We start from the raw sequence: 20,536 nt of genomic DNA, 5'->3' as shown, positions 1-20,536 counted from the left end.
TCAACTGCCCGTCTGTGGAACCGGCGGCGGTGCGACCTGTCGCCGGAACAGGATGCGCTGGTAGAGCCAGCCGATCGCCACCAGCACGACGCCGAGGCACATGAACGACAGCGCGCGATAGACGCCTGTCAGCGTCCACACGTCGATGACGAAGGCTTTGAGGATCGTCAGCGCGATGACGGCGGCAGAGGCCAGCCGCGCGCGCTCCGAATTGACCAGGATGCCGACGCCGAGCAGCACCACGCCGAAGGCGAGCCAGCCGATCGAATAGGTGTATTGCTCCGCGCCTGTGGTGCCGCCGTAGAGCAGGACCGGGCCGTGATAGAAGCGGCGGATCTCCAACGTCACGTAGGTGAGCGCAAACACCAGTGCCCCGCCCGCGATCGTATTGGCGTAGGCGACGGGGCGATGTCCCGCCACGGCGTAGGACAGCAGCAGCATCAGCATCGCGGGGAGCGCGTAGCCGAGCAGCAGCAGGTTGAACACAAGGCCGCCGACATTGACGCTGGAGAACAGCAGCGGGTTGTCCAGGATCAGCAGGCCGAACACGCTTATGAGCGCGGCGATCGCGCTGAGCGCGATCGCGCCGACATTGTGCACGATGCTGTGGCTGCGCAGTCGCAGGCGCTCCAGCCCGATCGCTATCGCGAGCGTGACGCAGACCTGCAGCGCGAACTCGAGCAGCGACGGCGGCGAGATCATCTCGCCACCGGTCGCAAAGTGCCGGATCTCCATGAAGGCGAGCAGCGCGGTGAACAGGATCGCGGCGGTCTCGACCATGCGCAGCGGCGGATCGTCGGCGCCGCGGCGCAGGAAGATGCTCGCGCCCCAGAACGATGCCGCCGGCAGGCCGTAGCCCCAAAGCAGCCAATTGAAGATCGGCGTGGTGCCGACGGCATCGCCGACGATGCGCGGATCGTAGGCTATCCGAGCGGTGACGATGCCGGCAAAGATGGCGGCGAGCCAGCGCAGGAACGGGATGGGCCGCTGCATCGAGATCCAGGCGGTGCCGAGCGACATCAGCGCGAGCGCGATGGTGAGCCAGCCCTTCTCCAGCGCGAAGGTCAGCGCCAGCGCCAGCGCGCCGAGCGTGCCGGTCGCGAACAGCGCCGTGGAGATCATGATGCCCGGCCGGGTCTCGCGGCGGGTGAGCGATTCGGTTGCAGCACCAAAGGCGGCGGCGAGCAGCACGGCGAGGATCGCAAACGGGATCGAGCGGTCGAGATGGGCGATGCGCGCATAGAGCGCAACCAGGATCGCGATCGGTGTGGCGACCGCCGCGGCCGACCACACCACGGGAATGACAGCCGAATTCGACCGGCCCTGCGCGAGGAAGCCGGCGATGCCGAAGCCGGCGGCGAAGGCCGCGGCCATCACCAGATGCAGCGTCACGGAGCTGTCGATCGCTGCTGGCCCGACACCCGGCAGGGGACCGCCCGGCAGCACCAGCATGTCGGGATTGGCCCGCACCGCCCATTCGGCGAACACGATGAAGACGGTTGCCGCGGCCGCGCCCAGCGCACCGGTTGCTGCCGGCCCACGCCAGGCGACGAGCAGGGTCGCGCCGACGAGTAGCGTGAAGGCGATCAGCGCCAGATCGGCATGCGCGCTCGACAGCACGATGATCATGGCTGCGAACAGATAGGCGCCGAGCGAACTCGACGACACCGGCTCGATCTCGCCGTCCTCGATGGTTGGGCCGAACATGAAGCCGCAGACGACGAGGAGGGAAGCGAGCGTGAAGCCCGCAATGACGTGGAAGGCGTGCGGCGCCACCTGCAATTCGGGCTCGAGCCCCATGAAAGTCCAGAGCACCGCGAAGACGATGGTGGTCACCGCGAGCCAACGCCACAGCCGGATGCGGGCGAGGCCGAAGCTCGCGGCGGTCACGATCGCGAGATAGATGTAGAGCGCCCAATAGTCCGGCTTGCCGCTGGAGACGAGGACCGGCGTCACGAACGCGCCGACGACGCCAAGGCCCGCGAGCGCGGGCCCATGCAGCAGCGCAGCGGCCAGCGTGCCGAGCGCGACGAGGCCGAGCAGCACGAAGGCGGTGGCGGGCACGAGGAAACCGTAGAGCGCATAGGCTGCATAGATGGTCGCGAACGCCACCGCCGTGCCGGCCGCGGTGAGGATCGCTGGGATGTTGGCGATCGGCAGCGCCTGGATCGTCGAGATGCTTTCCTTGCGCCGCGTCCATTCGCCGGCACCTAGCAGCGCCAGCGCGAACAGGCCGCCGAGGAATACGCGCACGCCGGGGCCGACAAGGCCGGCCTCGATCGAATAGCGCACCATGAAGAAGCCGCCGAGCGCGAGTGCGAGCCCGCCGATCCACACCACCCAGCGCGTGCCGAGTCGCTCCTCGAAGCCGGGTGCGGATGCAGGCAGCGGAGGCGGTGCAGCGGCCTCGGTGCTCGTTTCGAGCGGCGGCGGCGAAACAGCTTCGATGGCGGGTGGCGGTGCCGGCTCAGCTTCCGGCGCAAGCGGCGGCGGCTGCGCCGCAGCCGTCGCGGGCGCCTGCTCCCACGTCGGCGTGAGTGGCGGCGGCTGAACCCGCCGCTGCGCGTCAAACGTCTCTTCGAGCGAGCTTAGTCGGCGGCGCAGTTCGGCTGCCTGACTGGAGGCCTTGATCGCGACGAGGAAGGCGGCGATCGCAATGATCAACGCAAAGACGTCAAACGGGCCGTCGAACATGAAGCCTCCGGGCAACCGGCGGGCAGGGCCGATCGCGAAATCTTACAATCTTAGTTTGGAGCATGACCTTGCTCGGAAAACCGCTTACGCACTTTTCCGGATCATGCTCAGCGCCGGGAGCGTACGCGCAAGCCCGGCGCGGGCCGCTCCTGGAGCACGTCGCGGCGGAAGCGATAGAGCGCCGCCGGGCGTCCGCCGGTCTGTGTCGACATCGCCCCGGTCGGTTCGACCAGAGCTTCCGTTTCGACGAGGCGGCGGAAATTCTGCTTGTGCAGGTGGCGGCCGGAGATGGCCTCCACCGTATGCTGCAATTCCGTGAGTGTGAACTCGGCGGGCAAAAGTTCAAAGACGACAGGACGATACTTCAGTTTTGCACGCAGCCGCGCGATGGCTGTGGCGAGGATGCGCCGGTGATCGAACCGCATCGAGGTCCCAAGCGCGGGAAGCGTCTTGCGCGCTAATGCCGCAGGCCTGCCGTCGCGCCGCGCCTCCTCGATCAGCCCGGCCTCGTACAGGAGCTCATAGCGGTCGAGCACGCGCTCCTCGTCCCAGGGCGCACCGTCGAGACCGAAATAGAACCGCACGCGATCCTTCCGCGGCAGCGCGCGCGTCGTCTCCGGTGTCTCCTCCTCGGCCCATTTCATCAGCGCCGGGATGATGTCGCGGGCGATGATCTCTGGCGGCTGCTCGCGCCAGTCTTCCCAGGGGAAGAAGCGATACCATGGCTCGAAGCTCGCGCCTGTCGCGGCGAGCTCGCCATCGACGGCGCGCGTCAGCGCCAGATAGCCGATCGACACCATGTGCGCGCCGGTGTGGGCGGCTTCGGCATGACGGCCGCGGTCGCCGAACGTGTAGAGTTGCTCGACATAGCCAAGCCGCAGGCCCGCCTGTTGCTCGACCCAGGCGCGCAGGCCGATCTCGAAGGTGCGATGGGCGAGCGCATCGAACGGCCCGAACGGCAGGCCGGCAAGCCCGTCACCGGCGCGTGCGGTGAGGATCTGCGGTTCGTGGTCCTCGATCGCGACGATCGCGGCGGTCAGGCCAATCTCGATCGGCGTCAGCAGCTTGTCTTTCATGCGATCATGATCGCGGGTGTTCCAGCAAACTCGTCATGCCCGGGCTTGTCCCGGGCATCCACGTTCTTCGTACTGCTGGAAAGTTCGTGGATGGCCGGGACATAGGCGAGCGAAGCGACGCCGTCCTTCAGACCGCTATGCCCGGCCATGACGGCAACACCTGCGTTGTCGCGCGCAGCTGTCATTCGAGCTCGATCACGAAGGGGCGGCCCTCGACCATCATCGCGCCCGGGCCCATTTCGTCGAGCGCGCGCAGCATGCGGCCGTTGCGTCCCAATGCACGATCGGCGAGGCCGACGATGCGCCGGTTCGGCGAAGCGATCGGCGAGGCCGCGCGGATCTTCTTGGCGATCTCGATCTCGTCGCGGTTCGGATTGAGCGCGCATACCGCTGCAAACGCGCTGGCGGTGGAGCGGCTGATGCCGGCGTAGCAATGCACCACCAGCGGCGCGCTGCGGTCCCAGCCGCGCACGAAATTCAACACCTGCTCGATATGCGTCTCTGACGGTGCGACGAAGCCGTCCATCTCCTCGGTGATATCGTCCATCGACACCTTGAGATGGTTGGCCGGCAGCACGGACACGGGCCGCGCCACCTGCTCGACATTGGCCATCACCGTCAGCACGTGGCTGGCGCCAGTGAGGCGGACGGTTTCGGGAAGTGCGGCGAGGGAACAGACGTGGATCATGGCGGACCTTTTTGGCGCCGATTATAGCGAGCGGCCGTAGGGTGGGCAAAGCATCCCACATTGTCGTCCCGGCGCAGGCCGGGACCCATAACCACCGGCCGGCGTGACTGAGGCGGTGGCAACTCCCAGTCTTCGCAAAACCCCTTTCCGGAGTATGGGTCCCGGCCTGCGCCGGGACGACAACAGAGATCGAGGCACCACTGCCCTACGCAATCACCGCGCCAAACCGCTCCAGGAACTGCTTCTCGGCCCGCGCCGCGGTCCAGGGCGTGAGATAGTCGCGCCGGACGCTGTCGGGTAGGCCGGGATCCTTGCCGAACAGGCGCCGTGCCTCGCTCTCGCTGAAACCGGCAAGCTCGGTCGCCTCCAGATAAGCCGCGCCGCGATCGGCAGCCTTGATCGCCTGCGTGATCTCCTCCGGCAGCACCGGCGGCAGCCCGAAGCGGACGTGGATGGCGCTGAGCAGGCGTTTCTCGACCGTTTTGTAATGGCCCTCGAGCACGGCCTTGAACGGCGAGATCATGTCGCCGATGACATACTCGGGTGCGTCATGCAGCAGGGCTGCGAGCCGCACGCGCTGGTCGACGCGCGGCATCTCATGCCGCATCACGGTCTCCACCAGCAGCGTATGCTGCGCGACCGAGAAGATGTGGGTGCCGATGGTCTGGCCGTTCCAACGGGCCACGCGCGCCAGCCCGTGCGCGATGTCGGCGATCTCGACGTCGAGCGGGGAGGGATCGAGCAGATCGAGCCGCCGGCCCGACAGCATGCGCTGCCAGGCGCGGGACTGCGCATCGCGCGCGGTCTTCTTCTCGGCTGTCATTTGGCCTTGAGGCGCGGCTTGCGCTGCGTCTTGCCGCAGGTCGCGTGACAATGGCAGTCGACCAGATGGTCGTTGACCATGCCGGTCGCCTGCATGAAGGCATAGACGATGGTCGGGCCGACGAACTTGAAGCCGCGCGAGGACAGCTCCTTGGAGATCTGCACCGACAGCGGCGTCGAGGCTGGTACGCTCGCGCTGGTCTTGAAATTGTTGACCTTGGGGCGGCCGTCCATGAAGTCCCACAACAGCTTCGAGAAGCCCGGTCCCTTCTCCATGATCTCCAGATACGATTTTGCGCTCAGGATCGTACCGTCGATCTTGGCCTTGTTGCGCACGATGCCGGCATCGTTCATCAGCGCGTGCACCTTTTTGTCGTTGTAGCGCGCGATCTTCTCCGGCTGGAAATCGTCGAAGGCTTTGCGGAAATTGTCGCGCTTGCGCAGGATCGTGATCCAGGAGAGGCCGGCCTGGAAGCCGTCGAGGATCAGCTTTTCGTAAAGTGCGCGGTCGTCATACTCAGGCACGCCCCATTCGGTGTCGTGATAGGCGACATAGAGCGGATCTTCGCCGGGCCAGGGGCAGCGGGTCTTTCCGTCGGGATGCAGGCGAGGAGCGCGGCTCATGCGATGGGTTGCTTCGATGGAATGCGGACGATGTCGGGTTCGGCGAGCGTCAGCGCGAGGCCGCCCGCGGTGAGCGGCTGGCCCGCATCGAGCGCATCGGCGACGCGGTCGACACGCACCAGCGCGATGCCTTTGCCGCCGGCGGTCGAGCCGATGGTGCCGACCGGCTTGTCGCCGGCGAGAATGGTGGCACCAATCTCGGGCGAGGGTCCCTCAAGCAGCACCTTGACGCTGCGGGTGCGCGCGGTGCCGCGATGCTGCATGCGCGAGACGACCTCCTGGCCGACATAGCAGCCCTTGTCGAAATCGACGCCGGCAAGCCGGTCCATATTGGTCTCGTGCGGGAAGGCGTCGCTGTACATGAAATCGAGCCCGCCGCGCGGCACGCCGAGCGCGATGCGGTGAGCCTCGTATTCGGCGGCATCGACCAGCTCGGCGCCGATGAGATCGGACAGCTTCTGCTTGAGATCCTCGGGGATCAGGATGCGATAGCCGAGCTCATTGTGGCGCGGATCGGCGAAGCCGAGGTCGGGCTGAGCGGCAGGCTGGCCGTCCCAGGCTGCGAGCACGCCCAGAGCATCGGAGAGGTTTTCCACCGTGACCTTGGCGCGCAGCTTGTAGAATTTCAGCTTGGTGGCGAGGCCCTCGGCCAGCGCTTTCGGGCAATCGATCAGGAACCCGCCGCCATGGCCGGCGGGCACCTCCGTGATCAGGAAATCGACGATGATCTTGCCCTGCGGCGTCAGCAGCGCGCCGAATCGCCCCAGGCCCGGCTTGAGCCTGTCGACATCGGTGGTGACGAGGCCGTTGAGGAAGTTGCGCGCATCCTCGCCCGCGACCTTGACCACGCCCCGGTCGGGAAGAAACGCTGATTTCATGCGAAAATCTCTTGCGACATGTTGCTCCGGAACGTAAGCCCGCAAGGCAAAAACGACAAGACCTCGAGCCCTGCGCTTGGGGATGAGAGAGGCCCCATGACCCAGCGTTTTGACGTGATCCTCAAAGGCGGCACCGTGGTCAACCAGGACGGCGAGGGCCTGCGCGATATCGGTATCACGGGTGGCCGTATCGCCGAGATCGGCACGCTGTCGCAAGCCAGCGCCGCGGAGGTGATCGACTGCAAGGGCCTGCACATCCTGCCCGGCGTGATGGACACGCAGGTGCATTTCCGCGAGCCCGGGCTGACGCACAAGGAAGACCTCGAGACCGGCTCGCGCAGCGCCGCGATGGGCGGCGTCACCGCCGTGTTCGAGATGCCGAACACCTCGCCCCTCACGGTGACGGAAGCCGAATTCACCGACAAGGTGAAGCGCGCTCGTCACCGCATGCATTGCGATTTCGCCTTTTTCATCGGCGGCACCCGCGAGAACGTGCAGGATCTGCCGGTGCTGGAGCGCGCGCCGGGCTGCGCCGGCGTCAAGGTGTTCATTGGCTCCTCGACCGGCGCGCTGCTGGTGGAGGACGACGAGAGCCTGCGGCGCATCTTCCAGGTCATCCGCCGCCGCGCCGCGTTCCACGCCGAGGACGAGTACCGCCTCAACGACCGCAAATCGCTGCGCATCGAGGGCGATGCGCGGTCGCATCCGGTCTGGCGCGACGAGACCGCGGCGCTGATGGCGACACAGCGCCTGGTCAAGCTCGCGCATGAGACGGGCAAGCGCATCCATGTGCTGCACATCTCGACCAAGGAAGAGATCGAGTTCCTGCGCGACCACAAGGACGTCGCCTCCTGCGAAGCAACGCCGCATCATCTCACGCTGGCCGCGCCCGAATGCTACGAGCGGCTCGGCACGCTGGCGCAGATGAATCCGCCGGTGCGCGGCGCCGATCACCGCGCCGGAATCTGGCGTGGCATCGAGCAGGGCATCATCGACGTGCTCGGCTCCGACCACGCCCCGCATGCGCTGGACGAGAAGCAGAAGACCTATCCGGCCTCGCCCTCCGGCATGACCGGCGTGCAGACGCTGGTGCCGATCATGCTCGATCACGTCAATGCCGGCCGGCTGTCACTGGCACGGTTCGTCGATCTCACAAGCGCCGGCCCCGCGCGCGTCTACAACATGGCCTGCAAGGGCCGCATCGCCGCCGGTTACGACGCCGACTTCACCATCGTCGACCTGAAGCGCAGCGAGACCATCACCAACAAATGGGTCGCATCCAAAGCCGGCTGGACCCCCTATGACGGCGTCCGCGTCACCGGCTGGCCCGTCGGCACCTTCATCCGCGGCCGCCGCGTGATGTGGCAGGGCGAGCTCGTGACGTCTTCGCAAGGCGAGCCGGTGCGGTTTCTGGAGACGCTGAAGGCGTAGGGGATTTTGCTCGCGGCGCTGCCGTGCTGCGCGTGAGATGGGTAAATTGTGCTACACCCTCAGTGTCGTCCCGGCGAAGGCCGGGACCCATAACCACAGGGAGACGTTTGGCGAAGACTAGTCGTTGCTGGGCCTTCCCTCGGTACGAATACCTACGTCCACCGATAGATCACGCGGTATGGGTCCCGGCCTTCGCCGGGACGACATTGAGGAAGCATGGGAGAGCATTCAATTGACTCAACCCCTCATCACCACCGAGCAACTCGCAGGCCTGCTCGGCGATCCCGACCTCCGCCTCTACGACTGCACGACGTACAACGAGCCGGTGCCGCCGGGCAGCGACGTGCCGTATCGAGCGGTGCCCGGCGACAAGACGTTTGCGGCCGGCCACATTCCCGGCGCCGATTTCCTCGATTTGCAGGGCGAGTTCTCCGACACCTCCGCACAACAGTTTTTCATGATGCCCGATGTGGCCCAGTTGGAGGCTGCCTTCGGCCGGCATGGCCTCGATTCATCCAAGATCATCGTGCTCTACAGCATCGGCACGATGATGTGGTCGACGCGGTTCTGGTGGATGCTGCGCTCGCTCGGCGTCGATGCGCGTGTGCTCGACGGCGGTTTCGACAAATGGAAGGACGAGGGGCGGCCGGTCGAGAGAGGTGCGCCGAAGGGCTATCCTGCCGCACGTTCAAGGCCGCGCCGCGCCCAGGCTATTTCGTCGACAAGAACATCGTGAAGGCCCGGATCGGCGATCCCGCGGCCGTTATCGTCAACGCGCTCGGTCCGCAATTTCATCAGGGTCTCGAGCCGAGCCGCTATGGCCGGCCCGGCCGTGTGCCGGGCAGCGTCAACGTCCCAGCGGCGTCGCTCACCAATGCCGACAAAACGCTGACGACGCTTGCAGAAGCCGAGGCCAAATTCACCGCCCAAGGCGTTACGCGCGATAAAAATGTGATCTTGTATTGTGGCGGCGGCATCTCGGCGACGATCGACCTGCTCATGCTGACGCAGCTCGGCTACGATAAGCTCACGCTCTATGACGCCTCCATGGGCGAATGGGCGAGGGATCCGGCGCTGCCGATCGAGACGGATTAGGGTGCTTACTTACGCTCCCCTGAAGGGGGAGGGTCGGTCGCGCGCAGCGCGAGCGGGGTGGGGTGACAGTCTTTCGCCATTGGCGGTGCCCGTTTGGAGAGATCACCCCACCCCGCTTCGCATTGCGCTTTGCTCCATGCGAAGCGACCCTCCCCCTCCAGGGGAGGGTCGGAGCCCCGAGTAAGAATGTTGGGAACCTTTTTCCTGGGCCTGCATCCAATGTCCGGAACGAGGCGAAATAAGCAGGTACCAGCCATGCAACGGACCGCAGCCGGCCTGTCCGCCGGCGCCAGGACATTGGAAGCCGAACTGATCGACCGGGCGCGGGCGCGTGACGAAGCCGCCTTGCGCGAGATCATGCAGGCCAACAACCGCAGGCTCTATCGCCTCGCGCGCGGAATCCTGCGCAGCGACAGCGAAGCCGAGGACGTGGTGCAGGAAACCTACGTCCGCGCGTTCACCCGTCTCGATGGCTTCCGGGGCGAGGCCGGGTTGTCGACCTGGCTGTCGCGCATCGCCATCAACGAGGCGCTCGGCCGGGTGCGCAGCCGAAAGCCCGATGTCGAGCTCGGTGCGATACCAGATGCCGCGCTCGACGCGCAGATCATCAAGTTTCCCGTTTCTCCCGCAGGTGATCCGGAAAGGACAATGGCCCAACGTGAAATCCAGCGCGTCGTCGAACGCGCCATCGACGAGTTGCCGGATGTCTTCCGCATGGTGTTCGTCGCCCGGGTCATGGAAGGCATGAGTATCGAGGAGACCGCCGATCTGCTCGCCGTCAAGCCCGAGACGGTGAAGACGCGGCTGCACCGCGCCCGCACCATGCTGCGCGAGAACGTCGAGAAGGAGATCGGCCCGGTGGTGATGGATGCGTTCCCGTTCGCCGGGTGGCGCTGTGAGCGCTTGACTGAAGCAGTGCTGAAGCGGCTCGGCTTCGGCAGCTAAAGTTTTCGGGAACGTTTGCGCGAAATGCCCATCCAACTCCTGTGAAGCAACGCGCCGGCCCAAACGTCCGGCACCACAGGAGTATCAAGCCATGTTTTTCCGATCGAGCGCGGCGATCGCCGCAGCCGTCCTGCTGTCGAGTCCTGCGCTGCTGCACGGCGCTCGCGCAGCCGACAAGCCCACCGATCCGCAGATCGCCCACATCGCCTACACCGCGGGCGTAATCGACATCAACGCGGCCAAGCAGGCGCAGAAGAAAGCCAAGAACAAGGACGTCAAGGCCTTCGCCGAGGACATGCTGCGCGACCACGAGGCGGTCAACAAGCAGGCGCTCGCGCTGGTCAAAAAGCTGAACGTCACGCCTGAAGATAACGACACCAGCCGGGCGCTGTCGAAGCAGGCGAGCGACAAGATGGCTGAGCTCGACAAGCTGAGCGGCGCCGCCTTCGACAAGGCCTATGTCCAGAACGAGGTCGCCTACCACAAGGCGGTCAATAGCGCGCTGGAGACCCAGCTCATTCCGTCCGCGAGCAATAACGAGCTGAAGAGCCTGTTGCAGACCGGCCTGAAGATCTTCCAGGGTCATCAGCAGCACGCCGAGCACGTCGCGGCCGAGCTGAAATAGGAGGGTGCGATGAAGCCGGGACGCCTCGCTTCGATCGCGCTTGCGGTCATGGTCCTGTCAATCGTCGTCCCGGTGCGTGCGGCGACCATTCAAATCACGATGGACAATCTCGTGATCTCGCCGGCCGAAATGTCGGCCAAGGTCGGCGACACCGTTGAGTGGATCAACAAGGATATCTTCGCCCATACCGCCACCGCGACCAACGGCGATTTTGACGTCCCTCTGCTGCCGAAGAAGTCGGCGACGTTCGTTGTGAAGAAGGCGGGAACGGTCGATTATTACTGTCGCTATCATCCCAATATGAAGGCGACGCTGAAAGTCGAGCCCTGATGCCTGGGCGTGCATTCCCGATCGCATCGGGAACGTCTCCCGGTCATCGCCAGACTAATGCTTGTCCGCGTTCAATCGCTTCCATGCGATAAATCGCGGCAGACTTCGCGAGCACTTCGCAAAGTCATTCATCCGTGAACTGGCCCCGTCCCGTGGCGGGGTCATTTTTCGAAAACGGTTATTGCCTGGAGAGGCTGACCGAGAATTCGCCGTTGCGGATGCGGCCGGGAAAGCCCTCGACGAATTTCGCCACCGCGTCCTCGCCGTAGGTGCCGACGAGTTCGGCAAAGGCCGCGAACAGGCTTGCCTGCGCCAGGCAGTCGCCGTCGACACCTTCATGGCGCGCCTCGGCCCATGCCTCATTGAGATAGCTCAGTGCGGCCTGCTTCTGCTCGTGATCGGGCAGTGGCGCGCGGGCGGGGGCGTAGGAAATCGGCTGGCTCATGAAACTCGATCAGGGCTGGGGCGCGATCCACGGCGATGCGCTGTGCGAGAGGTGTAGCACGGGCGTTAACGACCGCTAGGCCACATCTTTAAGAACGGTTAACGGCTGTGAACAAAATCGATGACAGAGTTCCAGCTACCGCCAAACCCTCATGGTGGGGAGGCGCGCAGCGCTGTCTCGAACCATAGAGGCCCACGCTGTTGCAGCCGGGCTCTTCATCCTTCGAGACGCCGCTTCGCGGCTCCTCAGGATGAGGGACTAGCAGCGCAGGGCGCGATTGAAAGAAAGAGTCTAGTTCGCGTAGCGCGCCGTGAGATCGCGCGAGATCTTCGAGCCTTCCTCGATATAGCGGCGGATCGCCACCGTGGCCGCCGGCGTGCAGCTCCGATAGGTCTGCTGGAAGCCGTTATAGCCGCGGTTGAAGCCGGCGATCATGCGGGTGCGGCGCTCGCCGGAGGGGGTTTCGGCATCGATTAGCGCCTGCATCTCGTTGCGCCATTTGTTGCCCTCGTTGGACCCGCAGATGCCGCGCAGATAGTGCAGCCCGCCGAGGATCTCCGCCAGCCGCTGCAAATCGCCGTCAAACGGCGCTGCCCCCTCCTGGCCCCGGGCGGGCACGGAGGCGCAGGCGAGAATCAGGACAAAAATGGCCAGAAATCGCGTGGACATCGCCGGGTGTATGCCCCCTTCGCTCAATGGACGCAAGGCGAGCCACGGGAGCGGTGCGCTCCCTCCTCCGCTTGCGGGGGAGGGGTGGGGAGAGGGTGCTTCCGCGGGCGAGAAATCCCCAAGAGGAGAAAACCCTCACCCGCCGCGCTCTCGCGCGTCGACCTCTCCCGCAAGCGGGAGAGGTGCAGCGGATCTCGCGGCTCGCTCTAAGCCCCAATCAGACGCCGCGCCGACTGAATGACCTCCTCCAGCCCCCCGGTCAGCTTGAGGTCGGCGAGGCCTGCCAACGCGTCCGGGGCAATCCAGCGGTAGTCGTCGAGCTCGTCGTTCAGAACGGGTTCCTTGGCTACCCAGCGGGCGGCAAAGGACATGATCAGGTAATGACCGGCTCCGGCCGCCGCCGGCAGCACCTCGCGCCAGCCAGCGAGACCAATGATCTCGATGGCGAGCCCGGTCTCCTCATCGACCTCGCGCAGCAGGGCCTGGTGCAGCGATTCGCCGAACTCGACCCGGCCGCCGGGCAGCGAATAGAACCCTTTTGCGGGCGAGCGGGCGCGGCGGGTTAGAAGCACCTTGCCGTCGCGAAAAATCGCGGCACTGACCGCAATCTGGGGGTGAGCAGGCTGGACCGCCGAAACCACGGCTCAGTTCGCCATGATGGTGTCGATGTCGGCTTCGGCGCCGCCATTGATGATGCCGCCGCAGGCCGCGATCAGCGGCTTGACCCAGGCCGTGGCCTGCTCGGCGAGCCGGACGCGCGTCGTGTCCTTCTCGACCTCGCGCATGGCCGAGCCGACCGCGGTCAGGATCGACGTCATGGTATCCGTGATGTGGTCGAACTGGGCGCGCACGTTGGGATCGGCCTTCTCATAGGCCTCGATGGCGAGGTCGCGCGCCCTGAAATTCGACGCGGTGAAATGCTCGGCATAGGACAGTGGCGTCCAGGTCAGAAAATCTTCCGCGCATTCCGGCATGTCGGGGACCATTTCCAGCAGCATCACGGCTTCATTGAAATGGTTGAGATAGTCGGTGGCAAGCCCGGTCCGCGGATTGATGTTGGCGACGCGCAGCCGCTCGGCCCAGGCGGCGGCCTCGGGGCCCGTCTGTACATGCGTCCGCGCGGGCTGGGAGACCGTTGAGCTCATCGGCCGCAGTGTTAACGTTCGGGGTTAAAAGGACCTGAACGGACCCTATATAGATACCCCAGGATGTGTGGACGCTTCGTCATAACTTCGGCCCCCGCGGCTTTGCGGCAACTGTTCGGCTATGTCGAGCAGCCGAATTTCCCGCCCCGGTACAACGTCGCCCCGACGCAGCCGATTCCGGTCGTGCTGATCGAGAACGGCGCACGCCATTTCCGCCTGATGCGTTGGGGCCTGCTGCCGAGCTGGGTCAAGGACCCCCGCGGATTTACGCTCCTGATCAACGCCCGCTCCGAGACGGCGCTGGAGAAGCCCGCCTTCAAAAAGGCGATTCGCCGCCGGCGCGGCCTGATCCCGGCGGACGGCTATTACGAGTGGAAGGCGGAGGGTAGCCGCAAGCAGCCCTTCTTCATCCATCGCGCCGACGGCGCGCCGCTCGGCTTTGCTGCGGTGTTCGAGACCTGGGTCGGCCCGAACGGCGAGGAACTCGACACGGTCGCGATCGTCACGGCGGCGGCAGGCGAGGATCTCGCCGCGCTGCATGACCGCGTGCCCGTCACCATCAGCCCGCGCGATTTCGAGCGCTGGCTCGACTGCCGCAGCGACGAAATCGACGCGATCCTGCCGCTGATGGCCGCCCCGCGCATCGGCGAGTTCGCCTGGCATCCGGTCTCCACCCGCGTCAACCGCGTCGCCAATGACGACGAGCAGTTGCTGCTGCAGATCAGTGCGGAGGAGATGGCGGCGGAGGTGGTGAAGCCGAAGAAGGTGGCGCGGAAGGCTGCGGTTACCTCGGTGGATGACGGGCAGGGGTCGTTGTTCTGATCGCCGATGCCGTAGGGTGGGCAAAGCGAAGCGTGCCCATCATCGTGCGCCAAGCAATCGATAGGTGGTGGGCACGGCGCGTTGCGCCTTTGCCCACCCTACGGCAGCGGTGTTTCACACAATCTCCCTTGCCCGCAGCGCTGCGATCTCCGCCGCATCGAATCCCAGCTCGCCCAGCACCGCATCCGTATCCGCGCCCAGCTCCGGCGCCATGTGGTCCAGCTTGCCGCCGCCATGGGCGAGCTTGAACCCGCTGCCGGCAAAGCGCAGGCGCCCATAGGGCGTGTCCAGCTCCTGGATCGCGCCGCGTGCCTTGATTTGCGGGTGGTCGATCACCTCCTCGACCTTCCAAATGCTGGCGCACGGTGCGCCGGCGTCTTCCAGGATCGTCTCCCATTCGCGTGCCGGCCTTGCCGCCAGCGCTTCCTCGATGATGGCGCGGAGCGCGCCCTCGTTCTCGTTGCGGGAGAACCAGTCGGCAAAGCGCGGATCGCTCAGCGTGTCCTCGCGGCCGAGTGTGCTGATCAGCGCGCGGTACTGCTTCTCGTTGTTGACCGCGAGCAGGATGTGGCCGTCGCCGCATTTGAACAGGTTGGCCGTGGTCCTGCGGCTCACCGCCTGGTTGCCCGAAAGTGTTTGACGGTGGCCGGCGACCGACCAGTCCGCGATCTGCCCTGACAGAAACGCCATCGTCGCCTCCAGCATGGAGACGTCGATGAGCTGGCCCTTGCCGGTGCGGTCGCGCTGATACAGTGCGCTCGACACGCCAAACGCAGCGGTCGCGCCCGACAGCACGTCGCACACCGCAAAGCCCGCGCGCGTCGGTCCCGTCTCGGGATGGCCGGTGATCGCCATGATCCCGGACAGCGCCTGCATCTTGCCGTCATAGCCGGGCCGCAAGCGGTCCGGGCCGGTCTGGCCGAAGCCTGATACGGCGCAATAGATCAGCTTCGGATTGATCGCCGAGAGCGCCTCGTAGCCGATGCCGAGCTTGTCCATCACGCCGGGGCGGAAATTCTCCATCACGACGTCGACGGTCTCTGCGAGCTTCTTCACGATCGCGATCGCCTCCGGCTTCTGCAGATCGAGCGTCAGGCTGCGCTTGTTGCCGTTGATGGCCTGGAATGCCGGCGCCAGCCCGCGCTCGGCCCATTCGCGGCTGAGCGGCGTGCGGCGCATGTCCTCGCCCTCGCGCCGCTCGACCTTGATGACGTCGGCTCCTAGCAGCGCGAGCTGATAGCTCGCATAGGGACCGGCCAGCACTTGCGTGAAGTCCAGGATCTTCACGCCCTCGAACGGTCGCGTCACGTCGCTCTCCCTTTTTCTTCGTTATCGGAGGACGTCAGGCGGCGCGGTTGCCGCGCGCGATCTCCTTCTGCTTGTCGAATTCGGCGCGGCGCCGCGCCAGCTCTTCCGGCGAAAGCTGCGCCACGTTGTTGTAGTCGAGCTTCCAGGAGGCATCCTCGCTCCAGCGCAGCGGCGACTGCATCGTCGTCTGCGGACCGCTTGCGGTCTCCAGCAGTTTTAGCGCGAGCTCGAGCGTCTGCGCCTGCGAGGCGATGTCGTGTGGCTTGCCGGCGGAATTGCCGAGCGGGAAATCGGAGAACAGGAAGCGCGGCACGGCCGCGTGCTCGATGATGTCCTTGGCGCAGCCCATGATCACGGTCGGAATGCCGTTCCGCTCCAGGTGCCGCGCCACCAGCGCGGTGGTCTGGTGGCAGACCGGGCAGTTCGGCACCAGCACGGCGACGTCGACCTTGTCGGCAAGACAGCGCGCCAGGATCTCCGGCGCGTCGGTATCCAGCGTGACCCGATGGCTGCGGTTGGTCGGTGCGCCGAAGAAACGCGGCGCGACCTCGCCGATGCGGCCAGCGGCGCTGGCCATCAGGAGCTGCGGCAGCGGAAACCAGGTGCCGCTGTCGGTCGCGCTGGTGTGCTTGCGGTCGTAGCCGATGTGCGAGATGCGAAGGTCGTGCTCTTTCGACGTGTCGCCGTCATAGACCTGGTAGAATTTCGCGCTGCCATTATACGCCGCGCCCGGCCCCTGATCGCCCTTGGCCGGATCGAACGGCGCCGCGGTCGTGATGATCGTCACGCGCGACTGCGCCAATGGCTTCTTCAGCGGCTGGAACGGTGCCTCCGTGTAGTGCGCCCAGCGATAAGGCGTGGTGTAGCCGATCGCCGCGTAATAGTCGCGCGTGCGCTGCATGTAGGGCACGGGCGAATCGTAGTCGGGCGCAAAGCCAAATTCGTCGTCGCGCGGAGCGGACATGGGCGCGTCTCCTGGTTCTTGGTTAGGGCCCAGACTAGAGATAGTTTTCGAGTTGCTCAACGGGGAGTGGGGTGGCGCAGGCCAGAATTGCAGATGAGGATGATGCGAGGCGCGGATTCTTACTCTCCCCTGGAGGGGGAGGGTCGGCTCACATGGAGCGTAGCGAAATGTGAGACGGGGTGGGGTGACGGTCTCTCCACATCCAACAGTGCCCGAGTGGAAAGATCACCCCATCCCGCTCGCGCTGCGCGCGATCAACCCTCCCCCTCCAGGGTAGGGTGAAGAGCGTCACCTACCTGAACACCTGCAGTGCCACATACTGAAGCAGCATGATCGCCTTGGCGTCGATGATGCGGCCGTCTGCGATCATCGCCAGCGCCTCGTCGATGGAAAGCTCCAGCACCTCGATGTCCTCGCCCTCATGTTCGAGGCCGCCGCCGTCGCTGACCCGCATCTCCGGCTCGTATTCGGCGACGAAGAAGTGCAGCTTCTCGGTGATGGCGCCGGGGCTCATGAAGGCCTCGAACACCTTGTGGACGTCGTGCAGGCGATAACCGGTTTCCTCCTCGGCCTCGGCGCGGATGCGCACCTCGGGGGCGGCATCGTCGAGCACGCCGGCGGCCGCTTCGATCAGCAGATCGTCGTAGCCGCGGATATAGGCGGGCAGACGGAACTGGCGCACCAGGATCACCGTGCGCCGGGCGCGGTTGTAGGGCAGCACGGCCGCAGCGTTGTCGCGCTCATAGGTCTCGCGGTGCTGCGTCTGCCACTCGCCATTGGCGCGCCGGTACTCGAGCGTGGTGTTCTTCAGGGGAGTCCAATTGTCGGAGAGCACGCGGACGTCCTTGATGCGGACACGGTCGGAAATGGTCATGGCTCGATCTCAGTTGCTTGAAGTCGTGGCGCGGCCGTCGAGCCACTTCTGGAACATCACCGAGGTGGATTCCTCGAAGCCCAGTGACTGGTAGAACGCATTGGCCTGCGCGTTTTCGCGCCGGACCAGGAGCTGGAGCTTGAGAATTCCGGCCGCGCGCAGCCAGTCCTCGGCCGCTGTCATGATGACGCGGCCGTAGCCGCGCTTCTGGCAGTCGGGATCGACGGCGACGTAATAGACCCAGCCGCGATGGCCGTCATGGCCGACCATGATTGTGGCGACGGTCGCGCCATTGTCGCGGCCGAGCAGCACGGTGGAATTGTCGCGGCGCCGCGCCAGCGCGATGTCGGCATGCGGATCGTTCCAGGGCCGGGTCAGGCCGCAGCGCTGCCACAGCGCGACGACGGGCTCGATGTCGGCATCCGTGATGGCATCGATCGTAAGGGCGCTCACAGCACCTTCCCCGGATTCATGATTCCCAGCGGATCGAGCATCGCCTTGATCGACCGCATCAGCTCGATCGCGGTCTTGTCCTTTACCTCGGGCAGTTCGTCGCGCTTGAGCACGCCGATGCCGTGCTCGGCCGAGATCGAGCCACCCATGCGCAGCACGATCTCGAACACGACCGCGTTCATCTCGTGCCAGCCCGCCAGGAAATCCGCACTGTTGGCGCCGACCGGCTGGCTGACATTGTAGTGCAGATTGCCGTCGCCGAGATGGCCGAACGGCACCGGCCGCGCGCCGGGGATCAGCTTCACCACGGCAGCATCGGCCTCGGCGATGAAGGCGGGCACGGCGGCGACGGGCACGGAGATGTCGTGCTTGATCGAGCCGCCTTCCGGCTTCTGTGCCGCCGACATCTCGTCGCGCAGCTTCCAGAAGCCGGCGCGCTGGGTGAGGTTGGCCGCGATCACGGCATCGTCGACGATCTCCTCTTCCATGGCGCGGGTCAGGATCGTCTCCAGCGGCGTGCGCGCATCCTCGCTCGGAGAGGACAATTCCATCAGCACGTACCAGGGATGCTTTTCTGCGAGCGGATCGCGCACGTCGATGCCGTGGCGGATCGAGAAATCGACCGCCATCTGCGACAACAGCTCGAAACTCGTCAGCGCATTGGCGGCCTCGCTTTGCGCGATCGTGAGCAGCCTGAGCGCCGCTGCCGGCGACTTCAGCCCGACAAAGGCCGTTTCGACCGCCCGCGGCTTCGGAAACAGTTTCAAAGTCGCCGCCGTGATGATGCCGAGCGTGCCTTCGGCGCCGATGAAGAGGTTGTGCAGGTTGTAGCCGGTGTTGTCCTTCTTCAGCTTCGACAGCACGTTCAGCACGCGCCCGTCGGCCAGCACCACCTCCAACCCCAGCGCCATCTCGCGCGCGACGCCATAGGCCAGCGCAGCGGTGCCGCCGGCATTGGTCGAGAGATTGCCGCCGATGGTGCAGCTGCCTTCCGCGCCGAGCGAGAGCGGGAACAGCCGGTCCACGTCGGACGCCTTCTGCTGCGCGATTTGCAGCACGACGCCGGCCTCGCAGGTCATGGTGTTGGAGGCGGTGTCGACCTCGCGGATCTTGTCGAGCCGGCGCAACGACACCACGACTTCGCCATTGTGCGGCGTCTGCCCGCCGACGAGGCCGGTATTGCCGCCCTGCGGCACCAGCGCGATCCTGTGCGCGGAGGCGAGCTTGCAGATCTCCGAGACTTCAGCCGTCGAGCCCGGACGCAGCACCAGCGGCGAGCGGCCGTGAAACAGATTGCGCTCCTCGGTGACGTAAGCCTCGATGTCTGCGGCATCGGTGATCGCGTGGCGCTCGCCGACGATCTTGCGAAATTGTTCGATCAACTCGGGCGCAAGCGGCGGGGTGGCGGATTGATTGACGTTCATGGTGTTGTCTCTTCTTAAGCTTCTTATCGCGCAACCGCAGCCCGGCGCAGCCGGTCGTTGATCGCTTCGCCGAGTCCTTCTTCGGGGATCGTCATCACGGCGATCGCGCGTGGCCCTCTGGCATCGAGGGCGCGAAGATAGCCGAACAGATTGGCAGCGGCTTCATCGAGATCACCGGCGGGCGACAAATTCATGACAGCGGCGGCTTCAGCGCCAGGCGGGTGCACCGGGCCGAATGCCAGCAGCGCTTCGCCCGGCGCCACCTCGCGCGCATTGAGCCGTACGGCCGCGCGCGGCGCATAATGCGAGGCCAGCATGCCCGGCGCCAGCGGCTGGCTGTCCTTGCTCTCGGCCTCCGCGGGCGGCCGCGCCAAGGGCGCGCCGAGCACGGCCTCGATTCGCTCACGCGACAGCCCGCCAGGGCGGAGCAGCATCAAGGTCTCGAAGCAGCCGACAATCGTCGATTCGACGCCGACCTCGACGGAGCCGCCGTCAATGATCAGATCGATCCGCCCCGCAAGGTCGCTTTCGACATGGGCGGCCAACGTCGGCGAGACATGGCCGGAGATGTTTGCGGACGGCGCCACCACCGCCCCGCCAAAAGCGCGCAGGATCGCCTGCGCCACCGGATGGGCGGGGATGCGGATCGCGACCGTGTCGAGGCCGGCGGTGGCGAGATCGGCCACCGGGCAGTCGTCCGTCTTCGGCACCACCAGCGTCAGCGGCCCCGGCCAGAACGCCTCCGCGAACTTCAGGGCGCGTGCATCGAACCGGCCGATCCGCCGCGCGGCGGCAACGTCCGCGACATGGGCGATCAGCGGATTGAACGCGGGCCGCCCCTTGGCGGCGTAGAGATGGGCGATCGCGGCGGCATTGGCGGCATCCGCCCCGAGCCCATAGACCGTCTCGGTCGGAAACGCGACCAGCCCACCGGCCGCGAGCGCCCGGGCCGCGGCCGCGGCGGCAGCCTCTCCGGCCGGTAAAATCAGCGTTTCAAGACCCGTTTTCACAGGGATAAAATTCCTCAACTCGGCCGCTTGCGGTGCGCGAAACCCGACGCTATAAGCCGCCTTCTTGTCGGAGTGTGGCTCAGCCCGGTAGAGCACTGCGTTCGGGACGCAGGGGTCGCAGGTTCGAATCCTGCCACTCCGACCAACAATTTCAGATACTTAGCAAATTCCATTTCTTCAACCCCCCGAAAAACCCCACGAAGAATAGCCACCC

The 20,536-nt window shown here is 65.7% G+C and carries 22 protein-coding genes, 1 tRNA gene and 1 pseudogene; 7 read left to right on the top strand and 17 right to left on the bottom strand.

Annotation, left to right across the window (positions count from 1 at the left end; translation table 11 throughout):
* From ACNJX8_RS31380 to ygfZ, 7 genes are all read right to left on the bottom strand, one after another.
* Positions 1-2,694, bottom strand: coding sequence for a DUF2339 domain-containing protein (locus ACNJX8_RS31380; protein WP_439357979.1), 2,694 nt, complete (start codon positions 2,692-2,694; stop codon positions 1-3).
* Between the two features lie 107 nt (positions 2,695-2,801).
* A complete protein-coding gene (locus tag ACNJX8_RS31375) occupies positions 2,802-3,770 on the bottom strand; it encodes an NUDIX hydrolase (protein WP_439357978.1) in 969 nt (322 codons plus the stop codon).
* Positions 3,767-3,955 carry a hypothetical protein gene (locus tag ACNJX8_RS31370; RefSeq protein ID WP_439357977.1) on the bottom strand — a complete coding sequence of 63 codons (189 nt, stop codon included), beginning with the start codon at positions 3,953-3,955 and terminating at the stop codon, positions 3,767-3,769. The genes ACNJX8_RS31375 and ACNJX8_RS31370 overlap by 4 nt, the downstream gene beginning before the upstream one ends.
* Complete coding sequence (locus tag ACNJX8_RS31365) at positions 3,952-4,458, bottom strand: tyrosine phosphatase family protein (protein ID WP_128935531.1); 507 nt, start codon at positions 4,456-4,458, stop codon at positions 3,952-3,954. Before ACNJX8_RS31365 ends, ACNJX8_RS31370 begins: the two co-directional genes overlap by 4 nt.
* 205 nt (positions 4,459-4,663) lie before the next feature.
* Positions 4,664-5,281, bottom strand: coding sequence for a YfbR-like 5'-deoxynucleotidase (locus ACNJX8_RS31360; RefSeq protein WP_439357976.1), 618 nt, complete (start codon positions 5,279-5,281; stop codon positions 4,664-4,666).
* Positions 5,278-5,904, bottom strand: coding sequence for a DNA-3-methyladenine glycosylase I (locus tag ACNJX8_RS31355; protein WP_128935529.1), 627 nt, complete (start codon positions 5,902-5,904; stop codon positions 5,278-5,280). The genes ACNJX8_RS31360 and ACNJX8_RS31355 overlap by 4 nt, the downstream gene beginning before the upstream one ends.
* Positions 5,901-6,782, bottom strand: coding sequence for a CAF17-like 4Fe-4S cluster assembly/insertion protein YgfZ (gene ygfZ / locus ACNJX8_RS31350; RefSeq protein WP_439357975.1), 882 nt, complete (start codon positions 6,780-6,782; stop codon positions 5,901-5,903). The genes ACNJX8_RS31355 and ygfZ overlap by 4 nt, the downstream gene beginning before the upstream one ends.
* 96 nt (positions 6,783-6,878) lie before the next feature.
* On the opposite strand from ygfZ, the gene ACNJX8_RS31345 reads away from it, so the two are divergent.
* From ACNJX8_RS31345 to ACNJX8_RS31325, 5 genes and pseudogenes are all read left to right on the top strand, one after another.
* Entirely contained in the window at positions 6,879-8,213 is a 1,335-nt protein-coding gene (locus ACNJX8_RS31345; RefSeq protein WP_439357974.1) for a dihydroorotase, read from the top strand.
* 232 nt (positions 8,214-8,445) lie between these two features.
* Positions 8,446-9,308 (top strand): annotated as a pseudogene (locus ACNJX8_RS31340) (sulfurtransferase).
* A 255-nt stretch (positions 9,309-9,563) separates the two neighbouring features.
* Complete coding sequence (locus tag ACNJX8_RS31335; protein ID WP_439410291.1) at positions 9,564-10,253, top strand: RNA polymerase sigma factor; 690 nt, start codon at positions 9,564-9,566, stop codon at positions 10,251-10,253.
* A 91-nt stretch (positions 10,254-10,344) separates the two neighbouring features.
* Entirely contained in the window at positions 10,345-10,878 is a 534-nt protein-coding gene (locus ACNJX8_RS31330; RefSeq protein WP_439357973.1) for a DUF4142 domain-containing protein, read from the top strand.
* A gap of 9 nt (positions 10,879-10,887) precedes the next feature.
* A complete protein-coding gene (locus ACNJX8_RS31325) occupies positions 10,888-11,208 on the top strand; it encodes a cupredoxin domain-containing protein (protein ID WP_439357972.1) in 321 nt (106 codons plus the stop codon).
* Between the two features lie 178 nt (positions 11,209-11,386).
* On the opposite strand, the gene ACNJX8_RS31320 is transcribed toward ACNJX8_RS31325, so the two are convergent.
* The 4 genes from ACNJX8_RS31320 to ACNJX8_RS31305 all read right to left on the bottom strand — a co-directional run bounded on the left by ACNJX8_RS31320 (position 11,387) and on the right by ACNJX8_RS31305 (position 13,467).
* On the bottom strand, positions 11,387-11,653 hold the full coding sequence (locus ACNJX8_RS31320; RefSeq protein ID WP_091892566.1) for a hypothetical protein: 267 nt from the start codon (positions 11,651-11,653) through the stop codon (positions 11,387-11,389).
* A 291-nt stretch (positions 11,654-11,944) separates the two neighbouring features.
* Positions 11,945-12,322 carry a TIGR02301 family protein gene (locus ACNJX8_RS31315; RefSeq protein ID WP_128935522.1) on the bottom strand — a complete coding sequence of 126 codons (378 nt, stop codon included), beginning with the start codon at positions 12,320-12,322 and terminating at the stop codon, positions 11,945-11,947.
* A 206-nt stretch (positions 12,323-12,528) separates the two neighbouring features.
* Positions 12,529-12,963: an NUDIX hydrolase gene (locus tag ACNJX8_RS31310; RefSeq protein WP_128935521.1), complete on the bottom strand. Its 435-nt coding sequence runs from the start codon at positions 12,961-12,963 to the stop codon at positions 12,529-12,531.
* A gap of 3 nt (positions 12,964-12,966) precedes the next feature.
* Entirely contained in the window at positions 12,967-13,467 is a 501-nt protein-coding gene (locus tag ACNJX8_RS31305; protein ID WP_128935520.1) for a hypothetical protein, read from the bottom strand.
* 63 nt (positions 13,468-13,530) lie between these two features.
* Between ACNJX8_RS31305 and ACNJX8_RS31300 the strand changes: the two genes are divergently transcribed.
* Positions 13,531-14,289, top strand: a complete 759-nt coding sequence (locus ACNJX8_RS31300; RefSeq protein WP_439357971.1) for an SOS response-associated peptidase — start codon at positions 13,531-13,533, stop codon at positions 14,287-14,289.
* A 114-nt stretch (positions 14,290-14,403) separates the two neighbouring features.
* Here the strand turns inward: ACNJX8_RS31300 and ACNJX8_RS31295 are convergent, their stop codons facing one another.
* The 6 genes from ACNJX8_RS31295 to ACNJX8_RS31270 form a co-directional block, all read right to left on the bottom strand.
* Entirely contained in the window at positions 14,404-15,597 is a 1,194-nt protein-coding gene (locus ACNJX8_RS31295) for a CaiB/BaiF CoA transferase family protein (RefSeq protein WP_439357970.1), read from the bottom strand.
* 34 nt (positions 15,598-15,631) lie between these two features.
* Complete coding sequence (locus ACNJX8_RS31290; protein ID WP_128935517.1) at positions 15,632-16,561, bottom strand: glycine reductase; 930 nt, start codon at positions 16,559-16,561, stop codon at positions 15,632-15,634.
* 292 nt (positions 16,562-16,853) lie between these two features.
* Positions 16,854-17,435 carry an NUDIX domain-containing protein gene (locus ACNJX8_RS31285; RefSeq protein WP_439357969.1) on the bottom strand — a complete coding sequence of 194 codons (582 nt, stop codon included), beginning with the start codon at positions 17,433-17,435 and terminating at the stop codon, positions 16,854-16,856.
* A gap of 9 nt (positions 17,436-17,444) precedes the next feature.
* Positions 17,445-17,888, bottom strand: coding sequence for a GNAT family acetyltransferase (locus tag ACNJX8_RS31280; protein ID WP_439357968.1), 444 nt, complete (start codon positions 17,886-17,888; stop codon positions 17,445-17,447).
* Positions 17,885-19,312: an FAD-binding oxidoreductase gene (locus tag ACNJX8_RS31275; protein ID WP_439357967.1), complete on the bottom strand. Its 1,428-nt coding sequence runs from the start codon at positions 19,310-19,312 to the stop codon at positions 17,885-17,887. Before ACNJX8_RS31275 ends, ACNJX8_RS31280 begins: the two co-directional genes overlap by 4 nt.
* Before the next feature lie 23 nt (positions 19,313-19,335).
* Positions 19,336-20,322 (bottom strand): L-threonylcarbamoyladenylate synthase, encoded by a 987-nt coding sequence (locus ACNJX8_RS31270; RefSeq protein ID WP_439357966.1) that lies wholly within the window; start codon positions 20,320-20,322, stop codon positions 19,336-19,338.
* Between the two features lie 68 nt (positions 20,323-20,390).
* Between ACNJX8_RS31270 and ACNJX8_RS31265 the strand changes: the two genes are divergently transcribed.
* Positions 20,391-20,467: transfer RNA gene (locus ACNJX8_RS31265), tRNA-Pro, on the top strand.
* The last annotated feature ends 69 nt before the right edge of the window (positions 20,468-20,536 follow it).

The organism is Bradyrhizobium sp. SPXBL-04 (assembly GCF_051853035.1).
In the GTDB taxonomy this organism is placed as follows: domain Bacteria; phylum Pseudomonadota; class Alphaproteobacteria; order Rhizobiales; family Xanthobacteraceae; genus Bradyrhizobium; species Bradyrhizobium zhanjiangense.
The sequence above is the reverse complement of the archived record's forward strand: the minus strand, read 5'-3'. Positions and strand labels throughout refer to the sequence as shown.

Excerpts from the sequence above, each read along its gene's own strand:
- ACNJX8_RS31330 (WP_439357973.1), top strand. The coding sequence starts at position 10,345 with ATGTTTTTCCGATCGAGCGCGGCGATCGCCGCAGCCGTCCTGCTGTCG.
- ACNJX8_RS31325 (WP_439357972.1), top strand. The coding sequence starts at position 10,888 with ATGAAGCCGGGACGCCTCGCTTCGATCGCGCTTGCGGTCATGGTCCTG.
- ACNJX8_RS31335 (WP_439410291.1), top strand. The coding sequence starts at position 9,564 with ATGCAACGGACCGCAGCCGGCCTGTCCGCCGGCGCCAGGACATTGGAA.
- ACNJX8_RS31315 (WP_128935522.1), bottom strand. The coding sequence starts at position 12,322 with ATGTCCACGCGATTTCTGGCCATTTTTGTCCTGATTCTCGCCTGCGCC.
- ACNJX8_RS31275 (WP_439357967.1), bottom strand. The coding sequence starts at position 19,312 with ATGAACGTCAATCAATCCGCCACCCCGCCGCTTGCGCCCGAGTTGATC.
- ACNJX8_RS31305 (WP_128935520.1), bottom strand. The coding sequence starts at position 13,467 with ATGAGCTCAACGGTCTCCCAGCCCGCGCGGACGCATGTACAGACGGGC.
- ACNJX8_RS31380 (WP_439357979.1), bottom strand. The coding sequence starts at position 2,694 with ATGTTCGACGGCCCGTTTGACGTCTTTGCGTTGATCATTGCGATCGCC.
- ACNJX8_RS31320 (WP_091892566.1), bottom strand. The coding sequence starts at position 11,653 with ATGAGCCAGCCGATTTCCTACGCCCCCGCCCGCGCGCCACTGCCCGAT.
- ACNJX8_RS31360 (WP_439357976.1), bottom strand. The coding sequence starts at position 5,281 with ATGACAGCCGAGAAGAAGACCGCGCGCGATGCGCAGTCCCGCGCCTGG.
- ACNJX8_RS31375 (WP_439357978.1), bottom strand. The coding sequence starts at position 3,770 with ATGAAAGACAAGCTGCTGACGCCGATCGAGATTGGCCTGACCGCCGCG.
- ACNJX8_RS31345 (WP_439357974.1), top strand. The coding sequence starts at position 6,879 with ATGACCCAGCGTTTTGACGTGATCCTCAAAGGCGGCACCGTGGTCAAC.
- ACNJX8_RS31365 (WP_128935531.1), bottom strand. The coding sequence starts at position 4,458 with ATGATCCACGTCTGTTCCCTCGCCGCACTTCCCGAAACCGTCCGCCTC.
- ACNJX8_RS31290 (WP_128935517.1), bottom strand. The coding sequence starts at position 16,561 with ATGTCCGCTCCGCGCGACGACGAATTTGGCTTTGCGCCCGACTACGAT.
- ACNJX8_RS31300 (WP_439357971.1), top strand. The coding sequence starts at position 13,531 with ATGTGTGGACGCTTCGTCATAACTTCGGCCCCCGCGGCTTTGCGGCAA.
- ACNJX8_RS31285 (WP_439357969.1), bottom strand. The coding sequence starts at position 17,435 with ATGACCATTTCCGACCGTGTCCGCATCAAGGACGTCCGCGTGCTCTCC.
- ygfZ (WP_439357975.1), bottom strand. The coding sequence starts at position 6,782 with ATGAAATCAGCGTTTCTTCCCGACCGGGGCGTGGTCAAGGTCGCGGGC.
- ACNJX8_RS31370 (WP_439357977.1), bottom strand. The coding sequence starts at position 3,955 with ATGACAGCTGCGCGCGACAACGCAGGTGTTGCCGTCATGGCCGGGCAT.
- ACNJX8_RS31355 (WP_128935529.1), bottom strand. The coding sequence starts at position 5,904 with ATGAGCCGCGCTCCTCGCCTGCATCCCGACGGAAAGACCCGCTGCCCC.